A 19,373-nucleotide genomic window follows, 5' to 3' on the forward strand; every position below is an offset into this window, starting at 1 on the left:
TGAGCAGGCTTACTTCTGAAACGCTTTTTTTAAGCTGATTCGGGAAATCAGCTCAGTCAGGGAAAGGACCATCGTAGAACGGACAACCTGTTGATAACGCAGCTTTTGCATCGCGTAGAGCTCCGGGTCGCTGTTATCAAACTGCGGTGCCGGAGGGAGCGCGGTGACGCAGTGCAGCTCGCCGAACGGCCCCAGGATCTCATCGTCGGTAAAGGTGTATTCGTTACCGTCATGGTTGAGCTCTTCGCGCAGCGCCATTAGCAGCTCCGCATCTTCATACTCTTGTCGGTTCAGCACGCCAAGACCATAAATCAGCTTCAGACGCACGGATAAATCGCCCAGCGGTCCGTCTCCGTCCAGTAACGGTTCTACAGCATATTTTACCGCGTAGTCGTCTTTGCGAAACACCTGAAGCACCAGGATATTCACCGCCTCGGTTAACAGCTCGACGGCGGCAATCAGGAAGCTTCGTACGGTTTTGCCAGCATTCAGACGCTCAAGCACACGATTTTCAAAGGCCTGGGTTTGTTCCATTATTGCCTGCATATCTGACAATCTGTAATCAGGGCGCAGGATTACCTGCGCCGCATTCTGCATCATTTGGTTGCGTTGTATGCGTTAACCGCCTCCACAACCACGTCGCTGTTGGCGTCCAGACCGGAAATCTGCGCCAGCGCAGCCTGCGCGCCTTTGTTATCAATCAGCTGAGCCAGTTCCTGCGCCTGTGGATCCTGCTCGCTGCGGTAGTGCATCGCGGCGGCAATTCCTTTCACCAGGTTGGCGTGCGGCAGACCGTATTCCAGTGTGCCCAGCAGCGGCTTAATCAGGCGGTCGCCCGCGCTCAGCTTACGCAGCGGCTGACGGCCCACGCGCTCAACGTCATCTTTCAGATACGGGTTTTCAAAGCGACCGAGGATTTTCTGGATGTATGCTGCGTGTTTCTCAGCATCAAAACCGTAGCGTTTGATCAGCACCGCGCCGCTCTCTTCCATTGCCCCTTTTACCACCGCGCGGATCTTCTCATCGAGGATCGCATCACGAATGGTCTGATGACCGGCCAATTTTCCGAGGTACGCGGTTATAGCATGCCCGGTGTTCAGCGTGAAGAGTTTGCGTTCGACAAATGCCATCAGGTTATCGGTTAATTCCATTCCCGGAATGGTCGGCAGCGCGCCTTTAAACTGGGTTTTATCGACGATCCACTCGCTGAAGGTTTCAACGGTCACTTCCAGCGGATCGTTGGCCGCAGATTCTGACGGCGGGACGATACGGTCAACGGCGGAATCCACAAAACCGACGTGCGCTTCCACCCAGGCTTTGTCTTCATCTGCCACAGCGTTGAGAACGTGGCCTTTCAGCTGCGTGGTGCCGCGCACCATGTTTTCACAGGCGATGATGTTCAGCGGGGTGTCGATACCCTGCGCTTTACGTTTTGCCAGGCCTTTCGCGACCGCAGGGGCGATGCGCTCAAGCACAACCGGGCCCACGGCGGTGGTGACCAGATCGACGCTGGCGATAAGGTCAATAACGTCGTCGCCGATGCTGCTGACCGCGTTGACGCCAGATACTGTCTCAACCTGCTCGTTTTCGCCCACCACATGGACCTGATAGCTATGACGGGCATTCAGGGCATCCAGGACGACCTGATTCACATCGGCGAATGTCAGGGTAATGCCCGCGTCTGCCAGCAGTTTACCGATAAAACCACGACCGATATTACCTGCGCCAAAATGTAATGCTTTCATAGTGTTAACCTTCATCAATGTTTTTACCCGAGAGGGCTGGGGTGAGGAACGTTTTCCCCTCACCCTAGCCCTCTCCCCGGGGGGAGAGGGAGGAGTACCGTTATTTGTTAAGCAGAGCCAGAACTTCTTCAACGCTGGTGGTGTTCGCCAGACGCTCAATAACCGTTTCATCATCCAGCGCGTTGGTCAGGCTGGTAATCACCTGAATGTGCTCGTTGTTGCGAGCGGCGATACCAATGACCAGACGGGCGATGTCATCTTCTTCTTCACCGAAGCGCACGCCCTGCGGGTACTGACAGAATACGACGCCGGTTTTCAGGACGCGATCTTTCGCTTCAACCGTACCGTGCGGCACCGCGATGGATTCGCCCAGATAGGTTGGCGTCAGTTTTTCGCGTTCCAGCATCGCGTCGACATATTCAGGCTGAACGTAGCCGCCTTTCACCAGCTGCTCACCGGCAAATCGAATCGCGTCTTCTTTGGTGGCCGCGGTACGACCGAGGAAGATGTTTTCCGCACCCAGCTTAAACAGGTGGGCATTGCTCTCGTCAAAGCTGTCCTGCAGGCTGGAGCGCACTTTCACTTCGTTGTCTTCGTGACGCTGCGCGGCAACCAGACGTTCGGTCAGGCTGGTGTACAGGCCGCTGTCGAGGAAGTTGGTCAGCGAAATGTGCTGTGCCTGCGGCACCTGGCGCATGGCGCGTTCGGTCAGATCGCGGTGCGTGATCACCAGGTCAACATCCGGCGGCAGGCTGTTAATGGCGCTGTTGGTCACGGAGATGTTGGTCAGGCCTGCATCCTGCACTTTCTTACGCAGCACGCCTGCACCCATTGCGCTGGAGCCCATACCGGCATCACAGGCAACGATGATTTTACGCACGTGGCTCAGGTCGTTAGAAACATCACCTGCTGCCAGTGGCCTTGCGCCTTTGGATTCGGCTTTCATGTCGTGCATACGACGGGTTGCGGCTTCGATGTCATCATCTTCTTTCACCTTGCTGGTTTTCAGCAGGATAGAAGAGACCACGAAAGAGACGGCCATTGCCGCAAAGATAGCTGCGAGGTTCGCGAAATAAGCGCCTTTTGGCGTCATCGCCAGTACCGCCAGGATAGAACCCGGAGAGGCCGGAGAAACCAGACCACCGCCCAGGACGCTCAGCGTGAACACGCCGGTCATACCGCCGAGGATAACGGCCAGGATCAGACGTGGGTTCATCAGCACGTATGGGAAGTAAATTTCGTGGATACCACCCAGGAAGTGGATGATCGCCGCACCGCCAGCAGACTGTTTTGCGCTGCCACGGCCAAAGAAGATGTACGCCAGCAGTACGCCCATACCCGGACCCGGGTTGGCTTCAATCAGGAAGAAGATGGACTTGCCGAGATCGTGTGACTGCTGAATGCCCAGCGGCGAGAAGATACCGTGGTTGATGGCGTTGTTAAGGAACAGGATTTTCGCCGGTTCAACGAAGATCGACGCCAGCGGCAGCATCTCATGCGCCACCATGAAGTTTACGCCTGCCGCCAGAACTTTAGACAGCACTTCAACCGCAGGGCCAATGCCGAGGAACGCCAGAATGGCGAGGATCATCCCGATGATGCCCGCAGAGAAGTTGTTCACCAGCATTTCGAAGCCGGATTTGATCTTACCATCAACCCAGACGTCGAATTTCTTAATCGCCCAACCGCCCAGAGGACCGGCAATCATCGCACCGAGGAACATCGGCATATCCGCACCGACGATAACACCCATGGTTGTGATGGCACCCACGACGCCACCACGGTCACCGCCCACCAGACGACCCCCGGTGAAACCGATGAGCAGCGGCAGGAGATAGGTAATCATTGGGCCAACAAGTTTCGCCAGCGTTTCGTTAGGCAACCACCCTGTCGGAATGAACAATGCAGTGATGATACCCCACGCGATAAACGCGCCGATATTTGGCATCACCATGTTGCTGAGGAAACGACCAAAGCTTTGAACTTTGATCTTGAAATCGGATGACATAAAACACCCCTTCTTCTGTTTACGCTTAGGCTTATGGCCCGAGGTTTATTGTTAATGAGGCGGCAGAGGTAGCCGGGCCCTGTTCTGATGCTGTGAAATCTGGCACTGAATCGTTCAACTGTCCAGACAGGGAAAATTTATGTGATGCGTGTCACGTAAAGGCAGGGGGTAGGGATGTCAATGAAGTGATCTCAATCACAAAATAAGTGGGCAAAAAAAATACGATGGCGATAAAAAAAGCAAAATCCACCCCTTTGTGTGATTACCGTCACGTTTTGTTATGGCGTGTTTGTTTCTGGATTGTGACTGATTTCACAAAATATTTTTATGCAGATTTCTCCGGCTGTGATCGGCGGCAAACTCTGCTTCGCGTTTCAGCGCCAGGATGATATGGCACGACACGATAAGCTAAAAAACCACTTTTGATGTGTGGTATGGCGAAAAGTTAAAAGGTGGATTACGCTCATATTGTAAGGTTAAGTCTATTATTATTCAGGATATATTTTGACACGCTTATAAACTTGCATGGAGATATTATAAAAACTCATACTCCCCGGCTCGGAAATAGTAAGCACATCCCCGTGTTTATAAAAAAATTAATTAGGTTGCGTACCGTTTTATTAATTTAATGAGTTGACGTTGTTTAAGTGAGGAGAATATGTTTCTCAACTATTTTGCGCTGGGCGTATTGATTTTTGTATTTCTGGTTCTCTTTTACGGAATCATCGCCATCCATGATATTCCTTATAATATGGCCAAAAAGCGTAACCATCCGCATGCCGATGCCATTCATACGGCAGGCTGGATTAGCCTGTTTACACTCCATGCCATCTGGCCATTCCTGTGGATTTGGGCCACGCTGTACCGCGAAGATCGCGGCTGGGGCATGCAAAACCACATCACAAAGCCTGATGAAGTTCCGGGCATGGATGCGCTGGCCAAACGCGTGGCGGAACTCGAACAAAAGCTGGCTGCAGTACAGCCCACTGCTGATAAGAACACGCTGGAGCGCTAATCATGGATCTGTTGATTATTTTGACCTACGTGGCATTTGCCTGGGCCATTTTTAAAATATTTCGAATTCCGGTCAACCAGTGGACGCTTGCCACCGCAACATTAGGCGGCGTATTTATTGTTGCCGGTCTTATTCTGTTAATGAACTATAACCATCCGTATACCTTTACGGCGCAAAAAGCGGTTATTTCTATTCCAATCACACCGCAGGTGACCGGTGTGGTCAGTGAAGTCACGGATAAAAATAACCAGCTTATTAAAAAAGGCGAAGTGTTATTTAAACTGGATCCTGGCCGCTACCAGGCGCGCGTCGACAGACTCCAGGCCGACCTGGTAACCGCGACGCACAATATCGATAACCTGAAAGCGCAGCTGTCGGAAGCGGTTGCCAATACCACACGCGTCTCCGCTGAGCGCGATCGCCTCTATAAAGATTATCAGCGCTACCTGAAAGGCAGCCAGGCGAAGGTGAATCCTTTCTCTGAAAGCGATATCGACAACGCGCGGCAAAACTATCTGGCACAGGATGCCATGGTGAAAGGCTCCGTGGCTGAGCAGGTGCAGATTCAAAGCCAGTTAGACAGCATGGTGAACGGCGAGCAGTCACAGATTGCTTCGTTACGTGCCCAGCTTGCCGAAGCCAAATATAACCTGGACCAGACCGTAGTGCGTGCGCCGAGCGATGGTTACATCACCCAGGTGCTGATCCGTCCGGGGACCTATGCCGCCGCGCTGCCTCTGCGTCCGGTAATGGTCTTCATTCCTGAACAGAAGCGTCAGATTGTGGCCCAGTTCCGCCAGAACTCGCTGCTGCGTCTGAAACCGGGCGATGAAGCGGAAGTGGTGTTTAACGCCCTGCCGGGCCAGGTATTCTCCGGGAAGCTCACCGCAATTCTGCCGGTGGTGCCGGGGGGAACCTATCAGGCGCAGGGTGCGCTCCAGTCTCTGACGGTGGTGCCGGGCACGGATGGCGTTCAGGCCATCATCGAGCTGAGCCCTGACGCTGAAGTCGATGCTCTGCCGGACGGTATCTATGCCCAGGTGGCGGTCTATTCGGACCACTTCGCCCACGTCTCGGTCATGCGTAAAGTACTGCTGCGTATGACCAGCTGGATGCACTACCTCTACCTCGATCACTAATCCTTCCAGGGCAGGAATGCGACATGCAGACCTGCCCTTTTTTCATCGCTTGATCCATACTGACTTTTTTCCGGCATTAAGGATCAGGCAATGAAACTCATCGGCAGCTACACCAGTCCCTTCGTGCGAAAAATCTCGATTCTCCTGCTGGAGAAGGGGATTGAATTTGAATTCGTGAATGAACAGCCTTACAACGCGGAAAACGGCGTTGCGCAGTACAACCCGCTGGGAAAAGTCCCGGCGCTGGTCACGGACGAGGGTGAGTACTGGTTTGATTCCCCAATTATTGCCGAGTACATTGAGCTGCTGGGCGTTGCCCCGGCTATGCTGCCTGCTGACCCAAAAGCGGCGCTGGCGGTGAAGCAGGTCGAAGCCCTGGCCGACGGTATTATGGATGCGGCGTTAACCTCCGTACGGGAACAGGCAAGGCCCGCTGCCCAGCAGTCGGAAACGGAACTGTTACGCCAGCGGGAAAAAATCAGCCGCAGCCTGGACAGGTGTGAACAGCTTATCCGGGAGGGAAAGATCGACACCGACAGCCTGAACCTGGGGACCATCGCCATCGCCTGCGCGATTGGTTATCTCAACTTCCGCCACGTCTCCCCGGGCTGGTGCGTCGACCGTCCGCTGCTGGTGAAGCTTGCAGACACGCTGTTTAGCCGCGAGAGCTTTGCCCGTACCGAACCACCAAAGGCTTGACGCGGGTTATAACACTTCGCCGTCGGAGGCGGTACAATCCCCCCATATGTTAACTCCCTCTCCCGTCGGGAGGGGGGAAGATATTTACTCGCCAGGCGCCTTCATGACTACTCATCATTCGCTGTACAGCCAGATCCCCGCTACCGACCGTCTTCTTCGCGAACCCCGCATTCATGCCGTTGCTGAGCGTTTCGGCCATACCGCGACGGTGGAAATGTTACGCCTGCTTCAGGACGAAGCCCGATGCGCGATTCAGGCAGAAAACGCCTTGCCCGCCTGGTGTAGCGCGTGGGAGCAGGAAGTTGAACAGCGGCTGGATGAGAAGGCGCAAAGCGCATTACGCTCGGTGATAAACCTGACCGGAACCGTGCTGCATACCAACCTGGGGCGCGCGCAGCAGGCGGAAGAGGCCGTTGCCGCGGTCGTGCAGGCCATGCAAGCGCCCGTAACGCTGGAGTACGATCTGGACGGCGCCGGACGCGGGCACCGCGACCGCGCGCTGGCGGAGCTGCTGTGCCAGCTGACCGGCGCGGAAGATGCCTGCATTGTGAATAACAACGCCGCAGCGGTGCTGCTGATGCTGGCGGCCACCGCCAGCGGCAAAGAGGTGGTGGTGTCCCGCGGCGAGCTGGTGGAGATTGGCGGGGCGTTTCGTATTCCTGACGTGATGCGCCAGGCGGGCTGTACGCTGCATGAGGTGGGTACCACTAACCGTACCCATGCGAAAGACTATCGCGCGGCGGTGAATGAAAATACCGCCCTGCTGATGAAGGTTCACACCAGCAATTACCATATTGAAGGCTTCACCAAAACGGTTGAAGAGGCGGAGCTGGCGGCGATTGGGCGCGAATTGAATATACCGGTGATTGCCGATCTCGGCAGCGGCTCGCTGGTGGATCTGAGCCTGTACGGGCTGCCAAAAGAGCCGATGCCGCAAGAGATGATTGCGGCGGGCGTTAGCCTGGTCAGCTTTTCCGGCGACAAACTGCTGGGCGGGCCGCAGGCCGGGATTATCGTCGGCAAGCGCGAGCTGATTGCGCAGCTGCAGCAGCATCCGCTCAAGCGCGCCCTGCGCGCCGATAAAATGACGCTTGCCGCGCTGGAGGCGACGCTGCGGCTCTATCTCCATCCGGAAAAACTGGCTGAGCGCCTGCCCACGCTGCGCCTGTTAAGCCGCGATGCCGCCTCGATTCGCGCCCAGGCCGAATTACTGCTGCCGCGCGTCGCTCCTCACTACCCCGATTTTGACGTTCGCATTGAGTCCTGCCAGTCGCAGATTGGCAGCGGTTCGCTGCCGGTGGACAGGCTGCCGAGTGAGGCGCTGACGTTCACGCCGCGTGACGGGCGCGGTAGCCATCTTGACGCCCTGTCGTCACGCTGGCGTGGCCTGCCGACGCCGGTTATCGGGCGGATTTACGACGGCCGAATGTGGCTGGATCTGCGCTGCCTTGAAGATGAAGAGCGATTTCTGGAGATGTTGTTGAAATGATTATTGCCACCGCCGGTCACGTTGACCACGGAAAAACCACGTTACTGCAGGCGATTACCGGCGTAAACGCCGACCGCCTGCCGGAAGAGAAAAAGCGCGGCATGACCATCGATCTGGGCTATGCCTACTGGCCCCAGCCTGATGGCCGCGTGCTGGGCTTTATTGATGTGCCGGGGCATGAAAAGTTTCTGTCTAACATGCTGGCGGGCGTGGGCGGCATCGATCATGCCCTGCTGGTGGTGGCCTGCGATGACGGCGTGATGGCGCAAACCCGCGAGCACCTGGCGATCCTGCAGTTGACCGGCAACCCGCAGCTGACCGTGGCGCTGACCAAAGCCGATCGCGTGGATGACGCGCGCGTCAGCGAGGTGCGCGAAACGGTCCAGGCGACACTGCGGGAGTATGGCTTTGCCGACGCATCGCTTTTTGTCACCGTGGCGACAGAAGGGCGTGGTATCGACGAACTTCGCCACCATTTACAGCACCTTTCATCACGCGCTCACGCCAGCCATCACCGCTTTCGTCTGGCGATCGACCGGGCCTTTACCGTAAAAGGTGCGGGGCTGGTCGTAACCGGCACCGCGCTGAGCGGTGAAGTCAGCGTGGGAGATACCCTCTGGCTGACGGGCGTGAATAAACCGATGCGCGTGCGCGGACTGCATGCACAAAACCAGCCCGCTGACCGTGCCCACGCCGGACAACGTATCGCGCTGAACATTGCCGGGGATGCGGAAAAAGAGCAGCTGAACCGCGGAGACTGGCTGCTGGCCGATGCTCCGCCGGAACCGTCTGAACGCGTGATTGTCTCCCTGCAGACACACATACCGTTGACCCAATGGCAGCCGCTGCATATTCACCACGCGGCCAGCCATATCACCGGGCGCGTTTCGCTGCTGGAAAACGACCTTGCCGAGCTGGTATTCGATTCGCCGCTCTGGCTGGCAGACAACGATCGTCTGGTACTGCGTGACATTTCTGCAAGGGAAACGCTGGCGGGGGCGCGCGTGGTGGCGCTTAACCCACCTCGACGCGGCAAGCGTAAGCCGGAATATCTGCAGTGGCTGGCCGCGCTGGCGCAGGCCAAAGAGGATAACGCCGCGCTGCGGGTGCACCTCGATCGCGGGGCGGTGAGTCTGCGTGATTTTGCATGGGCACGCCAGCTGAGCGGGGAAGGCTTACGCCAGCTGACCCAGGAGCCGGGCTTTATACAGGCCGGAGACAGCCTGCTCAATGCCCCGGTTGCTGCGCAATGGCAGCGTAAGATACTGAACACGCTTGCGACTTACCACGAACAGCATCAGGACGAGCCAGGCCCGGGCCGTGAGCGTCTGCGACGCATGGCGCTGCCGATGGAAGACGATGCGCTGGTGCTGCTGCTGATCGAAAACATGCGCGAAAGCGGGGTGATTAAAAGCCACCACGGCTGGCTGCACCTGCCGGATCACAAGGCCGGGTTCACCGCAGATCAGGAGGCGATATGGCAAAAAGTAGCCCCGCTGTTTGGCGATGAGCCGTGGTGGGTTCGGGATCTGGCTCGCGAAACGAATACCGAAGAGCAGGTGATGCGCCAGGTGTTGCGCCATGCGGCGCAGCAGGGGCTAATCGTCGCGATCGTGAAAGATCGTTACTACCGTAACGATCGCATTGTGGCGTTTGCCAACCTGATCCGCGAGCTGGATCAGGCGCGCGGCTCGACCTGCGCAGCGGATTTCCGCGATCGGCTGAACGTGGGCCGTAAGCTGGCGATCCAGATCCTGGAGTATTTCAACCGCATCGGCTTTACCCGCCGCCGCGGTAACGATCATCTGTTGCGCGATTCGTTATTATTTCCTGAAACTCCGTGACCTCCGTCGTAAACACCGTTACCGGTTGGCGAGAAAATCGCCACCCGGAACTACCCTTGTTGTACACCAACAGCAAGGAGACGGACATGACAAGCAATCCTCCCTCATCGCGTATCCAGCCCGGCGAGTATGGTTTTCCCCTCAAGCTGAAGCCCCGTTATGACAACTTTATTGGCGGCGACTGGGTCGCGCCCGTCGACGGCGAATACTATTCCAACCTGACCCCGGTTACCGGCCAGCCGCTGTGCGAGATTGCCAGCTCCGGTAAGCGTGATATCGACCTGGCGCTGGATGCGGCGCACAAAGCGAAAGAGAAATGGGCTCACACCTCCGTGCAGGACCGGGCGGCGATCCTGTTCAAAATCGCCGACCGGATGGAGCAAAATCTGGAGCTGCTGGCGACGGCGGAAACCTGGGATAACGGCAAGCCGATCCGGGAAACGATGGCGGCTGACGTGCCGCTGGCTATCGACCACTTCCGCTATTTTGCCTCCTGTATTCGCGCGCAGGAGGGCGGGATCAGCGAAGTTGACAGCGACACCGTGGCGTATCACTTCCACGAACCGCTGGGCGTAGTCGGGCAAATTATTCCGTGGAACTTCCCGCTGCTGATGGCGAGCTGGAAAATGGCGCCCGCGCTCGCGGCCGGAAACTGTATTGTGCTCAAACCGGCGCGTCTGACCCCGCTCTCGGTCCTGCTGCTGATGGAAATTGTTGGCGATCTGCTGCCGCCGGGCGTGATTAACGTGGTCAACGGCGCGGGCGGTGAGATAGGGGAATATCTGGCCACCTCAAAACGGATTGCCAAAGTGGCGTTTACCGGGTCGACGGAGGTGGGCCAGCAGATCATGCAGTACGCCACGCAAAACATCATTCCGGTGACCCTCGAGCTGGGCGGGAAATCCCCGAACATCTTCTTCGAGGACGTGATGGAGGAAGAGGATGCCTTCTTCGATAAAGCCCTGGAAGGGTTTGCGCTGTTTGCGTTTAACCAGGGCGAAGTCTGTACCTGCCCAAGCCGCGCGCTGGTGCAGGAATCCATCTACGAGCGCTTTATGGAGCGGGCCATTCGCCGCGTCGAGTCTATCCGCAGCGGTAACCCGCTCGATAATGTCACCCAGATGGGGGCGCAGGTCTCGCATGGACAGCTGGAAACGATCCTCAACTACATCGACATCGGCAAGAAGGAGGGGGCGGATATTCTCACCGGCGGACGCCGTAAGGTGCTCGGAGGGGATCTGCAGGACGGGTATTACCTTGAGCCGACGATCCTGTTCGGGCAGAACACCATGCGCGTTTTCCAGGAGGAAATCTTCGGACCGGTGCTGGCCGTGACCACCTTTAAAACGATGGAGGAGGCGCTGGCGATTGCCAACGACACGCCGTATGGCCTGGGGGCAGGCGTCTGGAGCCGCAACGGTAATCTGGCCTATAAAATGGGCCGCGGCATTCAGGCCGGGCGCGTCTGGACCAACTGCTATCACGCCTATCCGGCGCACGCGGCATTTGGCGGTTATAAGCAGTCGGGCATCGGGCGTGAAACCCACAAGATGATGCTGGAGCATTATCAGCAGACCAAATGTCTGCTGGTCAGCTATTCCGATAAGCCACTGGGGCTGTTCTAGTCGCCCAGCTCAGGCCGTCCGTGGGCGGCCTGAGCGATTTGCTGGCGCAGGCAGTTCAGTACGCCATCCAGAACGTATTGCACGCGCCAGGGCTGGTATTCGCGTTTGCGGAAGATGGCGGTCAGATCGAGCCACCACTCTTCCTGATGCGGGAAGCAGGGGACGAGCATGCCTTTCGTTAATTCTTTTTTCAGGCTCTCTTTTGGCGCAAAAACAATCCCAAGATTATTTCTTGCCAGCTCCAGGGCCGTCTGCGTATTGTCGCAAATATAATTACCGGTCACCCGGTAGTCATGCACGTCATCGCTGCCGTGCACGCGGAAACGCCAGATGTTGGCTTCATCGACCAGCATGGAGTCAATGAGAATACAGGAGTGATTAATTAAATCTTCAGGTCCGGTTAAGGGATGTTTATTTAAATATTCTACAGTTGCGAAGGCCGTAACGGAATATTGTGTCAACACGCTGGCCACCAGGCTTTCGTCTTTCGGCTGAGCATAGGTAATTAAAATGTCGCAGTCATCCGGAAAGGTAACGCCTTCTGAAAATTCATTCCGGTCCAGATTGTAGGTTTTCAGGGAGATGCGGATGTCGCCGATGTCTTCTATCTGATGGATCACGTGTCGCGCGAGGTAGGTCACGATACCTGTTGGGGCATAGATCGTCACTTTTCCGCGCTTTTCATGCTTATAATCAGCAATGAAATTAACAAGCTGGCTGTTCTTATCCAGCGTAGCATTCACGTAGGGGAGTAACGCTTCACCAAACTGGGTCAGGGCCAGCTGCCGCGTGGTGCGCTCAAAAACCTTGAGCCCAACCCGCGTTTCAAAATCAGACAGATATTTACTGACGTTGGCCTGCGCCATACCCAGCAGGGCGGCGGCATCACCAATGCTGTGGGTGGCTGCAATGACGGAGATAATTTTTAATTCGCGTGGTTTTAGCTGTAATGTACTCATCATGCACACCCATCTATATGATTTTATATATAATATTATATAAACCGCAGCGTTGCATTGGCAATTTTGTAACCATTATTATGCGCCTCGCTTGTTTGGCATATATATGGATTACATGGAATGACTATTAAATACAATTTACTCATCGCTGCCACGTTATTTGCATCAACGTCTGCCATGGCCGGTGAATTTTCACTTGGTGCGGGGGCTGTATTTAATGAGTCTCCTTACAAAGGCTATAACGAAAATACGACCGCAGTACCGTTGATTAGCTACGAAGGCGATCGTTTCTACGTTCGCCAGACCACGGGCGGATGGATCCTGTGGAAAGATGCAAAAAATGAATTGAGCCTGACCGCAACGTGGATGCCGCTGCATTTCGACCCTGACGATAACGACGACCATCAGATGAAGCAGCTTGATGAGCGTAAAGCATCCGCCTTCCTCGGTGGGGCGTACTACCGCCACGAAAGCTGGGGGTCGCTGAAAGTGGCGGTCTCTGGTGATGCCACGGATGAAAGCGGCGGCGTGATCGGCGAAGTATCGTACTTCCGTCCGATCAAAATGGAGCGCCTGACCCTGACGCCTTCCGTAGGTGTGTTCTACAGCGACGAAAGCTATAACGACTACTACTACGGCGTATCCGGTAGCGAGTCTCGCCGCTCCGGACTGGATCAATACACCGCCGGCGACAGCTGGACGCCATACGTTGGCCTGGCGGCTAAATATCAGTTAACCCAGAAGCTGTATCTCAACGCCAGCGCGGTCTACACCGTGTTGCCTGACGACGTGAAGAATAGCCCGATGATCGACCGCGACGACAGCTTCGCGTTGATGACCGGCCTGACCTGGCGTTTCTGATGCGGTAAAGCCGGGTGGCGGCGTTGCCTTACCCGGCCTACGATCGTGCCTGCATTTTGATCTGCAATATAACGTATTCCTTTTTCATTTCTCGATGCTTCTTCCTGTTCCGCCAAAACACGGCTGCACTGATGTTCCTTATGCGCTAATGTGATTCGACCCGATAGCAATAGTGTGTATCATGTGTATAATCATGGAAGGATTGGGATGTGAAAAGTGCGGATGTCATTACTGTTCTGATCAGCCATGGCTGGAAATGTGTCAGAACGAAAGGAAGCCATCATCAGTTTCGCCATCCCGAACAGAAAGGGCTGGTTACTGTCCCACATCCCAAGAAGGATATTAAACCGGGCACTCTCGCCCAGATCTGGCGACAGGCGGGTATTAAACACTGATATCAGGAGTAGTTATGTTTTATCCGGCTTACATTCATTCTGACTCCGACGGTAGCGCCAGCGGCTTTTTCCCTGACGTTCCAGGCTGTTTTTTTGCAGGTGATTCCCTGGACGACGCTTTTCAGGATGCGCGTGATGCGCTCACAGCACACTTCGAAGCGCTATTTGAAATGGATAATGCACTGCCTCTTCCGGGTAATGTGGAAGCGCATCTGGAAAGTCGTCCTGAGGATTTCACTGGCGGGCAATGGCTGTTGGTAGATATTAATATGAAACAGTTCGACGGTAGGGCCGAGCGTATCAACATCACGATGCCTCGACGTTTGCTGGTAAAAATTGATTCCTTTGTCAGCGAGCATCCTCAGTTCGGTAATCGAAGCGCATTTCTGGCTGAGGCAGCACGTCGCGTGCTGCCTGGGTAAAGATTAACTATAGAGAGCTGCGGTTGCTTTCAGAATATCGGCAAAGGAATAAATATCATCTACTGTCGCTATGGGGTGGCGCGTTTCGTTTTTTTCTATATCGAAAAGACCGATGTATTTTTGTGAGCGATTAAAATGCAATCGGCAAAGGGGTTTGCGGTTGTTATCGTCTACAAGGATTCCACAATAACTCTTTGTGTCTCTATGGGTAATGCGAGGAGCCTCAAGTACAGTCCGAGTAATTGCTTTTACAATATGAAAACCTTCTAACTCTTCTAAAGTTGTAACAATATCATTTTCATCTTTATGATCATCTTCTTCGAGAGGCTGTGTTTCGATTGGAGGTTCGATGGGGGTTGGAGCAATACCAGTAATAGCTGATTTAAGCCTCTCATTAACTTGATCATTTATGTACTGGCTTGCGGCCTTTTTCGTAAGATTTAGAAAAGATTCTCTTACTTTTTGGGTTAGCATCCCGTCATAAACTCTGGATGCAAAGAATTTAACGAAGTCGTCCTCAGGATTGTTAAGTTGTGAATGTAGTATTCTTTTAATCTGACTGACGTATTTCAATTCTCCAGCAGCATTAATAATTGACTCAAGATCAAATGATGATTTTGTCAATTTTTTTAATTCAGGGACAACATTTTCATCAATATCAAGTAGGTCGACTTCCAAAAATGGTTTCTCATCCATCTTATTAGGTGCATCAAGATCGGTATAAAATCTATATATTTGCCCGTTTGTTAAGATTGATATCCGTGCGTTTGTAACGTGAAAGTATCTAAAAAGCTGCGATGCATGGTTTATATTTAACGGCTCACCAATTTTTTTACATTCAATAAGTATCTGTACATCATTGTTTTTCATTATTGCATAGTCAATTTTCTCGCCCTTTTTAGTGCCTATATCACATACAAATTCGGGTGTGACTTCAGAGGGATCAAAAACATCGTAACCTAAAACATTATGAATAAAAGGCATCACAAACGCAGTTTTTGTTGCTTCTTCGGTATTGATTACTTCAATTTGTTGTCTGATTTTAGTAGATAATGCATTTAATCTTTCTGTAAATTCCATTGGATACCCTTATTTTTCTACTGTGTGTCTTGATGGAATAGCATTAAAATGCATGTCATTCAATGCTAGCCAGAATTAATTAGCAGCAAAAAAATATTTCCGAGGTTTAGATCACAGACTCGTTAAACTGAAAACAGATAAATAAGGCCGATGCTGTCGAGATTATTAAGTATATTATATATATCGTTATGTTTTATTTTTCTTGTTTATGCTTTATTTCCACCAGGTCCACATTGCCTCTTCTCCACGATTTGCCCAACTCCGGTAGGCCTTTTCAAACAAACGTGGCTAACACCCGCCGTCTGGAAACGGCGGTACTGTAAAAAGCATATCAACTCCGGCCGATCACTGCCCGTAGTAGGCATTCGCCCCGTGCTTGCGCAGATAATGCTTGTCGAGCAGCTCCTGCTGCATAACCGGTAGCTGCGGTGCGAGCTGGCGTGAGAACAGGCCCATATAGGCGCACTCTTCCAGCACCACGGCATTGTGAACCGCATCGGCCGCGTCTTTACCCCAGGCGAACGGGCCGTGGGAGTGGACCAGCACCGCCGGGATCTGCATCGGGCTGAGATCGCGCTCCTCGAAAGTTTTGATGATCACTTCACCCGTCTGGTATTCGTATTCCCCGGCAATTTCTGCCGAGGTCATCAGGCGCGTGCAGGGAATGGTTCCGTAGAAATAGTCCGCGTGCGTGGTACCCCAGGCCGGTAAATCCAGCCCCGCCTGGGACCAGATAGTGGCGTGGCGCGAATGGGTATGCACGATGCCGCCAATCTCCGGGTAACGACGATACAGCGCAAGATGGGTAGGCGTGTCTGAAGAGGGTTTTTTATTACCCTCGACGGCCTGACCCGTGGCGATATCCACCACCACCATATCCTCCGCCGTCATCACGTCGTATTCCACACCGGACGGTTTAATGATCATCATGCCGCTTTCGCGGTCAACCGCGCTGACGTTGCCCCAGGTAAAGGTCACCAGCTGGTGGGCGGGCAACGCCAGGTTTGCTGCCAGTACCTCGGCTTTAAGTTCGTCTAGCATGTCATGCCTCCTTCCTGCATACGGGCTTCAATCCAGCGGCGCGCCTGGATAATCTCCAGCACCGGCTCTTTTGCTTTTTCGGTCCACATTTCAATCAGAAATGCGCCGCGATAGTTCAGTTGATGCAGCGTGTTAAACACGCCAACGAAATCGACGCAGCCCTCGCCAAACGGCACGTCGCGGAACTGTCCGGGGCTTTGTGCGGTGACGGGTTGGGTATCTTTCAGGTGAATAGCCGCAATGCGGTCAATGCCCAGCGTCAGCTCGGCGGCGACGTCGTTACCCCATGCGCTCAGGTTGCCGACGTCCGGATAAACGCTGAACCACGGTGAGGCGAGCATGTCGTCCCACTTTTTCCATTTGCTGATGGAGTTCATAAACGCGGTGTCCATGATTTCCACCGCCAGCATCACCTGTGCGGCGGCGGCCTGCTCCACTGCCCACGCCAGCCCGTCGGCAAAGCGCTGCTGCGTCCCCTCGTCATGCGCTTCGTAATAGACGTCATACCCGGCAAGCTGGATGGTGCGAATGCCTAAGTCACGCGCCAGCCTGATGGCTTTGCTCATGATCTCACGGGCGCGTTCGCGTACGGTTTCATCGCGGCTGCCAAACGGGAAGCGACGGTGTGCAGACAAGCACATAGAGGGGATCGCCACGCCGGTTTCCAGCATCGCTTCCACCAGAGAGGCGCGCTGCGTGGTGCTCCAGTCGAGGCGTGATAATCGCTCGTCGGTTTCATCGACAGACATCTCGACAAAATCGAACCCGCAGCTTTTCGCCAGTACCAGCCGCTCGGGCCAGGAGAGATCTTTTGGCAGCGCTTTTTCGTAAATACCTAACGGATGCTGACGCATGGTTACGCTCCCCAGATGTCGCGAATGTGCGAATGGAATGCCTGTGCCACCTGCGGCGGATTGGCGGCGCCTGCCAGCGCGCGTCCGGCAATAAAGGCTTTGACGTTGATTTGCTTAAACAGCGGCAGGTCGGCGGGGGTGATACCGCCGGTAATAGAAAGCTGCAAACCGATATCGGAGAGCGCTTTCATTTTTGCGAGATCCTCCTCACCCCACTGCTGGCCGCTCGCCTGTGCGTCACGTCCGCGGTGATAAATGGCCTGCTTCACGCCGATGCGATGCCATGCGCGAGCATCGTCCAGCGTCCAGTGACCAAAGAGCTCCATCTGGATTTCTCCCCCGCGGCGCAGGGCCACCTCGTGGCCGCGTTCAACGGTGGCCAGCGGGGCGGCGCAGATGATGGTCATCCAGTTTGCACCCGCGCCAAATGCCTGCTCTGCCAGGGTTTCTCCGGCATCGGCCACTTTCCAGTCCGCAACGATGATTTTATCCGGGCACTGCTCGCGCAGGGCGCGCACGGCGTTTAGCCCTTCGGTCAGGCATAAAATGGTGCCCGCTTCGACGATATCAACGTGATCGGCAAGCAACGCGACATCACGCTGCGCGGCCTGAAGAGAGGTATGGTCGAGCGCCAGCTGCAGTAATGGTCGGCTCATAGGTTGTTCTCCTTAACTCGGGCGTGATAGCCCTGTAGTGCTGAAATCAGTAGCTGATAGCGCTGATACTTGCGCTGATAGGCCTCATGGGCGCGCATGTCAGGCTCAATGACACGAATGTCGTGTCGGAGGGCGCATTGCGCCGCATGGAAATCGGGATACACGCCGGTGCCGACCAGGGCGGCCAGCGCCGCGCCGGAACAGCCGGTCTCTTCCAATTGCGGCAGTTCAATCGCCAGTCCGCTGACGTCCGCGAGCATTTGCATCCATACGTCCGAATGGGTTGGGCCACCCGTCACGCGCAGGGCATGCACGTGGGTAAAGCGCTCGAGCATGCGGTTGAGGTGGGTCATGTGGCAGAACACCACGCCCTCATAAACCGCCTGCAGCAGGTGCGCGCGTGTGTGTAGCGCCTGCATTCCGTAGAAACCGCTGGTCATCTCCAGCCCGGCGTTGCTGCCATAGAGGAACGGCAGGAAATACACATCGCTTTCGGCTTTCGGCAGGCTGGCGACGGCGTGGTTGATCTCGCTGAACGACATGTCGCCCCACTGCGCGGTGAGCCACTCAAGGTTGCCGGACGAGGTCGGGCTGGCTTCGTGAACGATGTACTGCTGCGGATGCACGTAGCGGCCATAAACGTAGGGGAAGGGTTCGTTGCTGCGAAGCGCACTGGCGATCCCGCTGGTGACGGCCCAGGTGCCCATCACGGCGTTCAGCGTGTGCTCGTCCTGCAGTCCGGCGCAGAGCGCGGTGGAAACCACATCAAACAGTCCCCCCACGACGGGCGTGCCCGCCGCGAGACCGGTCAGGGCGGCTGCCTGAGCGGTGATTTCCCCGCAGATTTCTGCTGAACCGACAATCGGCGGTAGGGCGCCGTCAATCTCGCTGATCCCGAGCCAGCGCGTAAGCTGCGGGTCATACTGCCCGGTATTCATGTTGTAGAGATTGGACTCGGAGATGTTGCTCTCTTCACCGCCCTTCACGCCGGTCAGGCACCAGCGCAGATAGTCGTGCGCCATCATCACGCAGCCAATTTGCTGATACCGCTGCGGCTCGTTCTCTTTGACCCAGCGCAGAAGCGAGGCCGGATGCCCGGTCCACAGCGTCTGGCGCGTATGCGGGTAGAGTTTTTCGGGAATGCCGTCCTGCTGCCAGCGCTGCACAATCTCCAGTGCCCGGCGATCGGAGGAGAGGATGGCGTTGCCCAACGGTTGGTCTTGTTTATCGAGCAGAAACAGCCCCTTACCCTGCGCAGAAATGCCGACCCCATTGATCTGGTTGCCGTTTACGCCTGCATTCTTGAGCAACGCGGCGATGGTGGCGTGGCAGTGCTGCCAGAGCTGATGCATATCCCGCTCGGCGTAGCCCGCTCGCGGGCTGAGCGTGGCAACGGAGCGGCGTTCGATACAAACTTCTTTGCCCTGGCGGGTGTATAAACCGGCTTTTAGATAAGTACCGCCACAATCGATACCCAGCCAGAAGGGCTCTTTTTCACTCATCTTCATCTCGCTTAATTGCCGGGTGGCGCTTCGCTTACC

At 55.2% G+C, this 19,373-nt stretch carries 18 protein-coding genes; 9 read left to right on the plus strand and 9 right to left on the minus strand.

The window, feature by feature from the left end; all coding sequences use genetic code 11:
• Positions 1 to 9: 9 nt before the first annotated feature.
• The 3 genes from mtlR to ACEPLT_RS00610 all read right to left on the minus strand — a co-directional run bounded on the left by mtlR (position 10) and on the right by ACEPLT_RS00610 (position 3,753).
• A complete protein-coding gene (gene mtlR, locus ACEPLT_RS00600; protein WP_008502725.1) occupies positions 10 to 600 on the minus strand; it encodes a mannitol operon repressor MtlR in 591 nt (196 codons plus the stop codon).
• A complete protein-coding gene (mtlD, locus tag ACEPLT_RS00605) occupies positions 597 to 1,745 on the minus strand; it encodes a mannitol-1-phosphate 5-dehydrogenase (RefSeq protein ID WP_032675735.1) in 1,149 nt (382 codons plus the stop codon). Before mtlD ends, mtlR begins: the two co-directional genes overlap by 4 nt.
• Before the next feature lie 100 nt (positions 1,746 to 1,845).
• Positions 1,846 to 3,753: a PTS mannitol transporter subunit IICBA gene (locus ACEPLT_RS00610; protein ID WP_232929142.1), complete on the minus strand. Its 1,908-nt coding sequence runs from the start codon at positions 3,751 to 3,753 to the stop codon at positions 1,846 to 1,848.
• Between the two features lie 658 nt (positions 3,754 to 4,411).
• On the opposite strand from ACEPLT_RS00610, the gene ACEPLT_RS00615 reads away from it, so the two are divergent.
• The 6 genes from ACEPLT_RS00615 to aldB all read left to right on the plus strand — a co-directional run bounded on the left by ACEPLT_RS00615 (position 4,412) and on the right by aldB (position 11,564).
• The gene (locus tag ACEPLT_RS00615) at positions 4,412 to 4,768 is read left to right on the plus strand and encodes a DUF3302 domain-containing protein (RefSeq protein ID WP_008502729.1); all 357 of its coding nucleotides are present in this window, start codon (positions 4,412 to 4,414) and stop codon (positions 4,766 to 4,768) included.
• A 2-nt stretch (positions 4,769 to 4,770) separates the two neighbouring features.
• Positions 4,771 to 5,907, plus strand: a complete 1,137-nt coding sequence (locus ACEPLT_RS00620; RefSeq protein WP_023345215.1) for an HlyD family secretion protein — start codon at positions 4,771 to 4,773, stop codon at positions 5,905 to 5,907.
• Positions 5,908 to 5,997: 90 nt separating this feature from the next.
• Positions 5,998 to 6,606 carry a glutathione S-transferase gene (locus ACEPLT_RS00625; protein ID WP_008502731.1) on the plus strand — a complete coding sequence of 203 codons (609 nt, stop codon included), beginning with the start codon at positions 5,998 to 6,000 and terminating at the stop codon, positions 6,604 to 6,606.
• Positions 6,607 to 6,709: 103 nt separating this feature from the next.
• Complete coding sequence (selA, locus tag ACEPLT_RS00630) at positions 6,710 to 8,095, plus strand: L-seryl-tRNA(Sec) selenium transferase (protein ID WP_232929144.1); 1,386 nt, start codon at positions 6,710 to 6,712, stop codon at positions 8,093 to 8,095.
• Entirely contained in the window at positions 8,092 to 9,939 is a 1,848-nt protein-coding gene (selB, locus tag ACEPLT_RS00635; protein WP_032675739.1) for a selenocysteine-specific translation elongation factor, read from the plus strand. Before selA ends, selB begins: the two co-directional genes overlap by 4 nt.
• An 86-nt stretch (positions 9,940 to 10,025) precedes the next feature.
• On the plus strand, positions 10,026 to 11,564 hold the full coding sequence (aldB, locus tag ACEPLT_RS00640) for an aldehyde dehydrogenase AldB (RefSeq protein ID WP_032675740.1): 1,539 nt from the start codon (positions 10,026 to 10,028) through the stop codon (positions 11,562 to 11,564).
• On the opposite strand, the gene ACEPLT_RS00645 is transcribed toward aldB, so the two are convergent.
• Complete coding sequence (locus ACEPLT_RS00645) at positions 11,561 to 12,526, minus strand: LysR family transcriptional regulator (RefSeq protein WP_063435980.1); 966 nt, start codon at positions 12,524 to 12,526, stop codon at positions 11,561 to 11,563. The genes aldB and ACEPLT_RS00645 overlap by 4 nt on opposite strands.
• Before the next feature lie 117 nt (positions 12,527 to 12,643).
• On the opposite strand from ACEPLT_RS00645, the gene ACEPLT_RS00650 reads away from it, so the two are divergent.
• The 3 genes from ACEPLT_RS00650 (at position 12,644) to ACEPLT_RS00660 (ending at position 14,201) form a co-directional block, all read left to right on the plus strand.
• Positions 12,644 to 13,384 carry a MipA/OmpV family protein gene (locus tag ACEPLT_RS00650; RefSeq protein ID WP_021242443.1) on the plus strand — a complete coding sequence of 247 codons (741 nt, stop codon included), beginning with the start codon at positions 12,644 to 12,646 and terminating at the stop codon, positions 13,382 to 13,384.
• A gap of 209 nt (positions 13,385 to 13,593) precedes the next feature.
• The gene (locus ACEPLT_RS00655) at positions 13,594 to 13,779 is read left to right on the plus strand and encodes a type II toxin-antitoxin system HicA family toxin (protein ID WP_071993467.1); all 186 of its coding nucleotides are present in this window, start codon (positions 13,594 to 13,596) and stop codon (positions 13,777 to 13,779) included.
• A 14-nt stretch (positions 13,780 to 13,793) separates the two neighbouring features.
• Positions 13,794 to 14,201, plus strand: coding sequence for a type II toxin-antitoxin system HicB family antitoxin (locus tag ACEPLT_RS00660; RefSeq protein WP_032675741.1), 408 nt, complete (start codon positions 13,794 to 13,796; stop codon positions 14,199 to 14,201).
• 3 nt (positions 14,202 to 14,204) lie between these two features.
• Here the strand turns inward: ACEPLT_RS00660 and ACEPLT_RS00665 are convergent, their stop codons facing one another.
• The 5 genes from ACEPLT_RS00665 to ACEPLT_RS00685 all read right to left on the minus strand — a co-directional run bounded on the left by ACEPLT_RS00665 (position 14,205) and on the right by ACEPLT_RS00685 (position 19,334).
• Entirely contained in the window at positions 14,205 to 15,281 is a 1,077-nt protein-coding gene (locus tag ACEPLT_RS00665; RefSeq protein ID WP_032654523.1) for a type I restriction endonuclease, read from the minus strand.
• 345 nt (positions 15,282 to 15,626) lie between these two features.
• On the minus strand, positions 15,627 to 16,322 hold the full coding sequence (gene araD, locus ACEPLT_RS00670) for an L-ribulose-5-phosphate 4-epimerase (RefSeq protein WP_032675742.1): 696 nt from the start codon (positions 16,320 to 16,322) through the stop codon (positions 15,627 to 15,629).
• Positions 16,316 to 17,176 (minus strand): L-ribulose-5-phosphate 3-epimerase, encoded by an 861-nt coding sequence (locus ACEPLT_RS00675; protein WP_032675743.1) that lies wholly within the window; start codon positions 17,174 to 17,176, stop codon positions 16,316 to 16,318. Before ACEPLT_RS00675 ends, araD begins: the two co-directional genes overlap by 7 nt.
• A gap of 2 nt (positions 17,177 to 17,178) precedes the next feature.
• Positions 17,179 to 17,832: a 3-keto-L-gulonate-6-phosphate decarboxylase UlaD gene (gene ulaD, locus ACEPLT_RS00680; protein ID WP_032654530.1), complete on the minus strand. Its 654-nt coding sequence runs from the start codon at positions 17,830 to 17,832 to the stop codon at positions 17,179 to 17,181.
• Positions 17,829 to 19,334: an FGGY-family carbohydrate kinase gene (locus tag ACEPLT_RS00685; RefSeq protein WP_032676066.1), complete on the minus strand. Its 1,506-nt coding sequence runs from the start codon at positions 19,332 to 19,334 to the stop codon at positions 17,829 to 17,831. Before ACEPLT_RS00685 ends, ulaD begins: the two co-directional genes overlap by 4 nt.
• Between the last annotated feature and the right edge of the window lie 39 nt (positions 19,335 to 19,373).

This window comes from Enterobacter sp. fkY84-1, assembly GCF_052974705.1.

Bases quoted from the DNA above. Each gene is read 5' to 3' on its own strand.
- mtlR (WP_008502725.1), bottom strand. From the start codon at position 600: ATGATGCAGAATGCGGCGCAGGTAATCCTGCGCCCTGATTACAGATTG.
- mtlD (WP_032675735.1), bottom strand. From the start codon at position 1,745: ATGAAAGCATTACATTTTGGCGCAGGTAATATCGGTCGTGGTTTTATC.
- ACEPLT_RS00610 (WP_232929142.1), bottom strand. From the start codon at position 3,753: ATGTCATCCGATTTCAAGATCAAAGTTCAAAGCTTTGGTCGTTTCCTC.
- ACEPLT_RS00615 (WP_008502729.1), top strand. From the start codon at position 4,412: ATGTTTCTCAACTATTTTGCGCTGGGCGTATTGATTTTTGTATTTCTG.
- ACEPLT_RS00620 (WP_023345215.1), top strand. From the start codon at position 4,771: ATGGATCTGTTGATTATTTTGACCTACGTGGCATTTGCCTGGGCCATT.
- ACEPLT_RS00625 (WP_008502731.1), top strand. From the start codon at position 5,998: ATGAAACTCATCGGCAGCTACACCAGTCCCTTCGTGCGAAAAATCTCG.
- selA (WP_232929144.1), top strand. From the start codon at position 6,710: ATGACTACTCATCATTCGCTGTACAGCCAGATCCCCGCTACCGACCGT.
- selB (WP_032675739.1), top strand. From the start codon at position 8,092: ATGATTATTGCCACCGCCGGTCACGTTGACCACGGAAAAACCACGTTA.
- aldB (WP_032675740.1), top strand. From the start codon at position 10,026: ATGACAAGCAATCCTCCCTCATCGCGTATCCAGCCCGGCGAGTATGGT.
- ACEPLT_RS00645 (WP_063435980.1), bottom strand. From the start codon at position 12,526: ATGATGAGTACATTACAGCTAAAACCACGCGAATTAAAAATTATCTCC.
- ACEPLT_RS00650 (WP_021242443.1), top strand. From the start codon at position 12,644: ATGACTATTAAATACAATTTACTCATCGCTGCCACGTTATTTGCATCA.
- ACEPLT_RS00660 (WP_032675741.1), top strand. From the start codon at position 13,794: ATGTTTTATCCGGCTTACATTCATTCTGACTCCGACGGTAGCGCCAGC.
- ACEPLT_RS00665 (WP_032654523.1), bottom strand. From the start codon at position 15,281: ATGGAATTTACAGAAAGATTAAATGCATTATCTACTAAAATCAGACAA.
- araD (WP_032675742.1), bottom strand. From the start codon at position 16,322: ATGCTAGACGAACTTAAAGCCGAGGTACTGGCAGCAAACCTGGCGTTG.
- ACEPLT_RS00675 (WP_032675743.1), bottom strand. From the start codon at position 17,176: ATGCGTCAGCATCCGTTAGGTATTTACGAAAAAGCGCTGCCAAAAGAT.
- ulaD (WP_032654530.1), bottom strand. From the start codon at position 17,832: ATGAGCCGACCATTACTGCAGCTGGCGCTCGACCATACCTCTCTTCAG.
- ACEPLT_RS00685 (WP_032676066.1), bottom strand. From the start codon at position 19,334: ATGAGTGAAAAAGAGCCCTTCTGGCTGGGTATCGATTGTGGCGGTACT.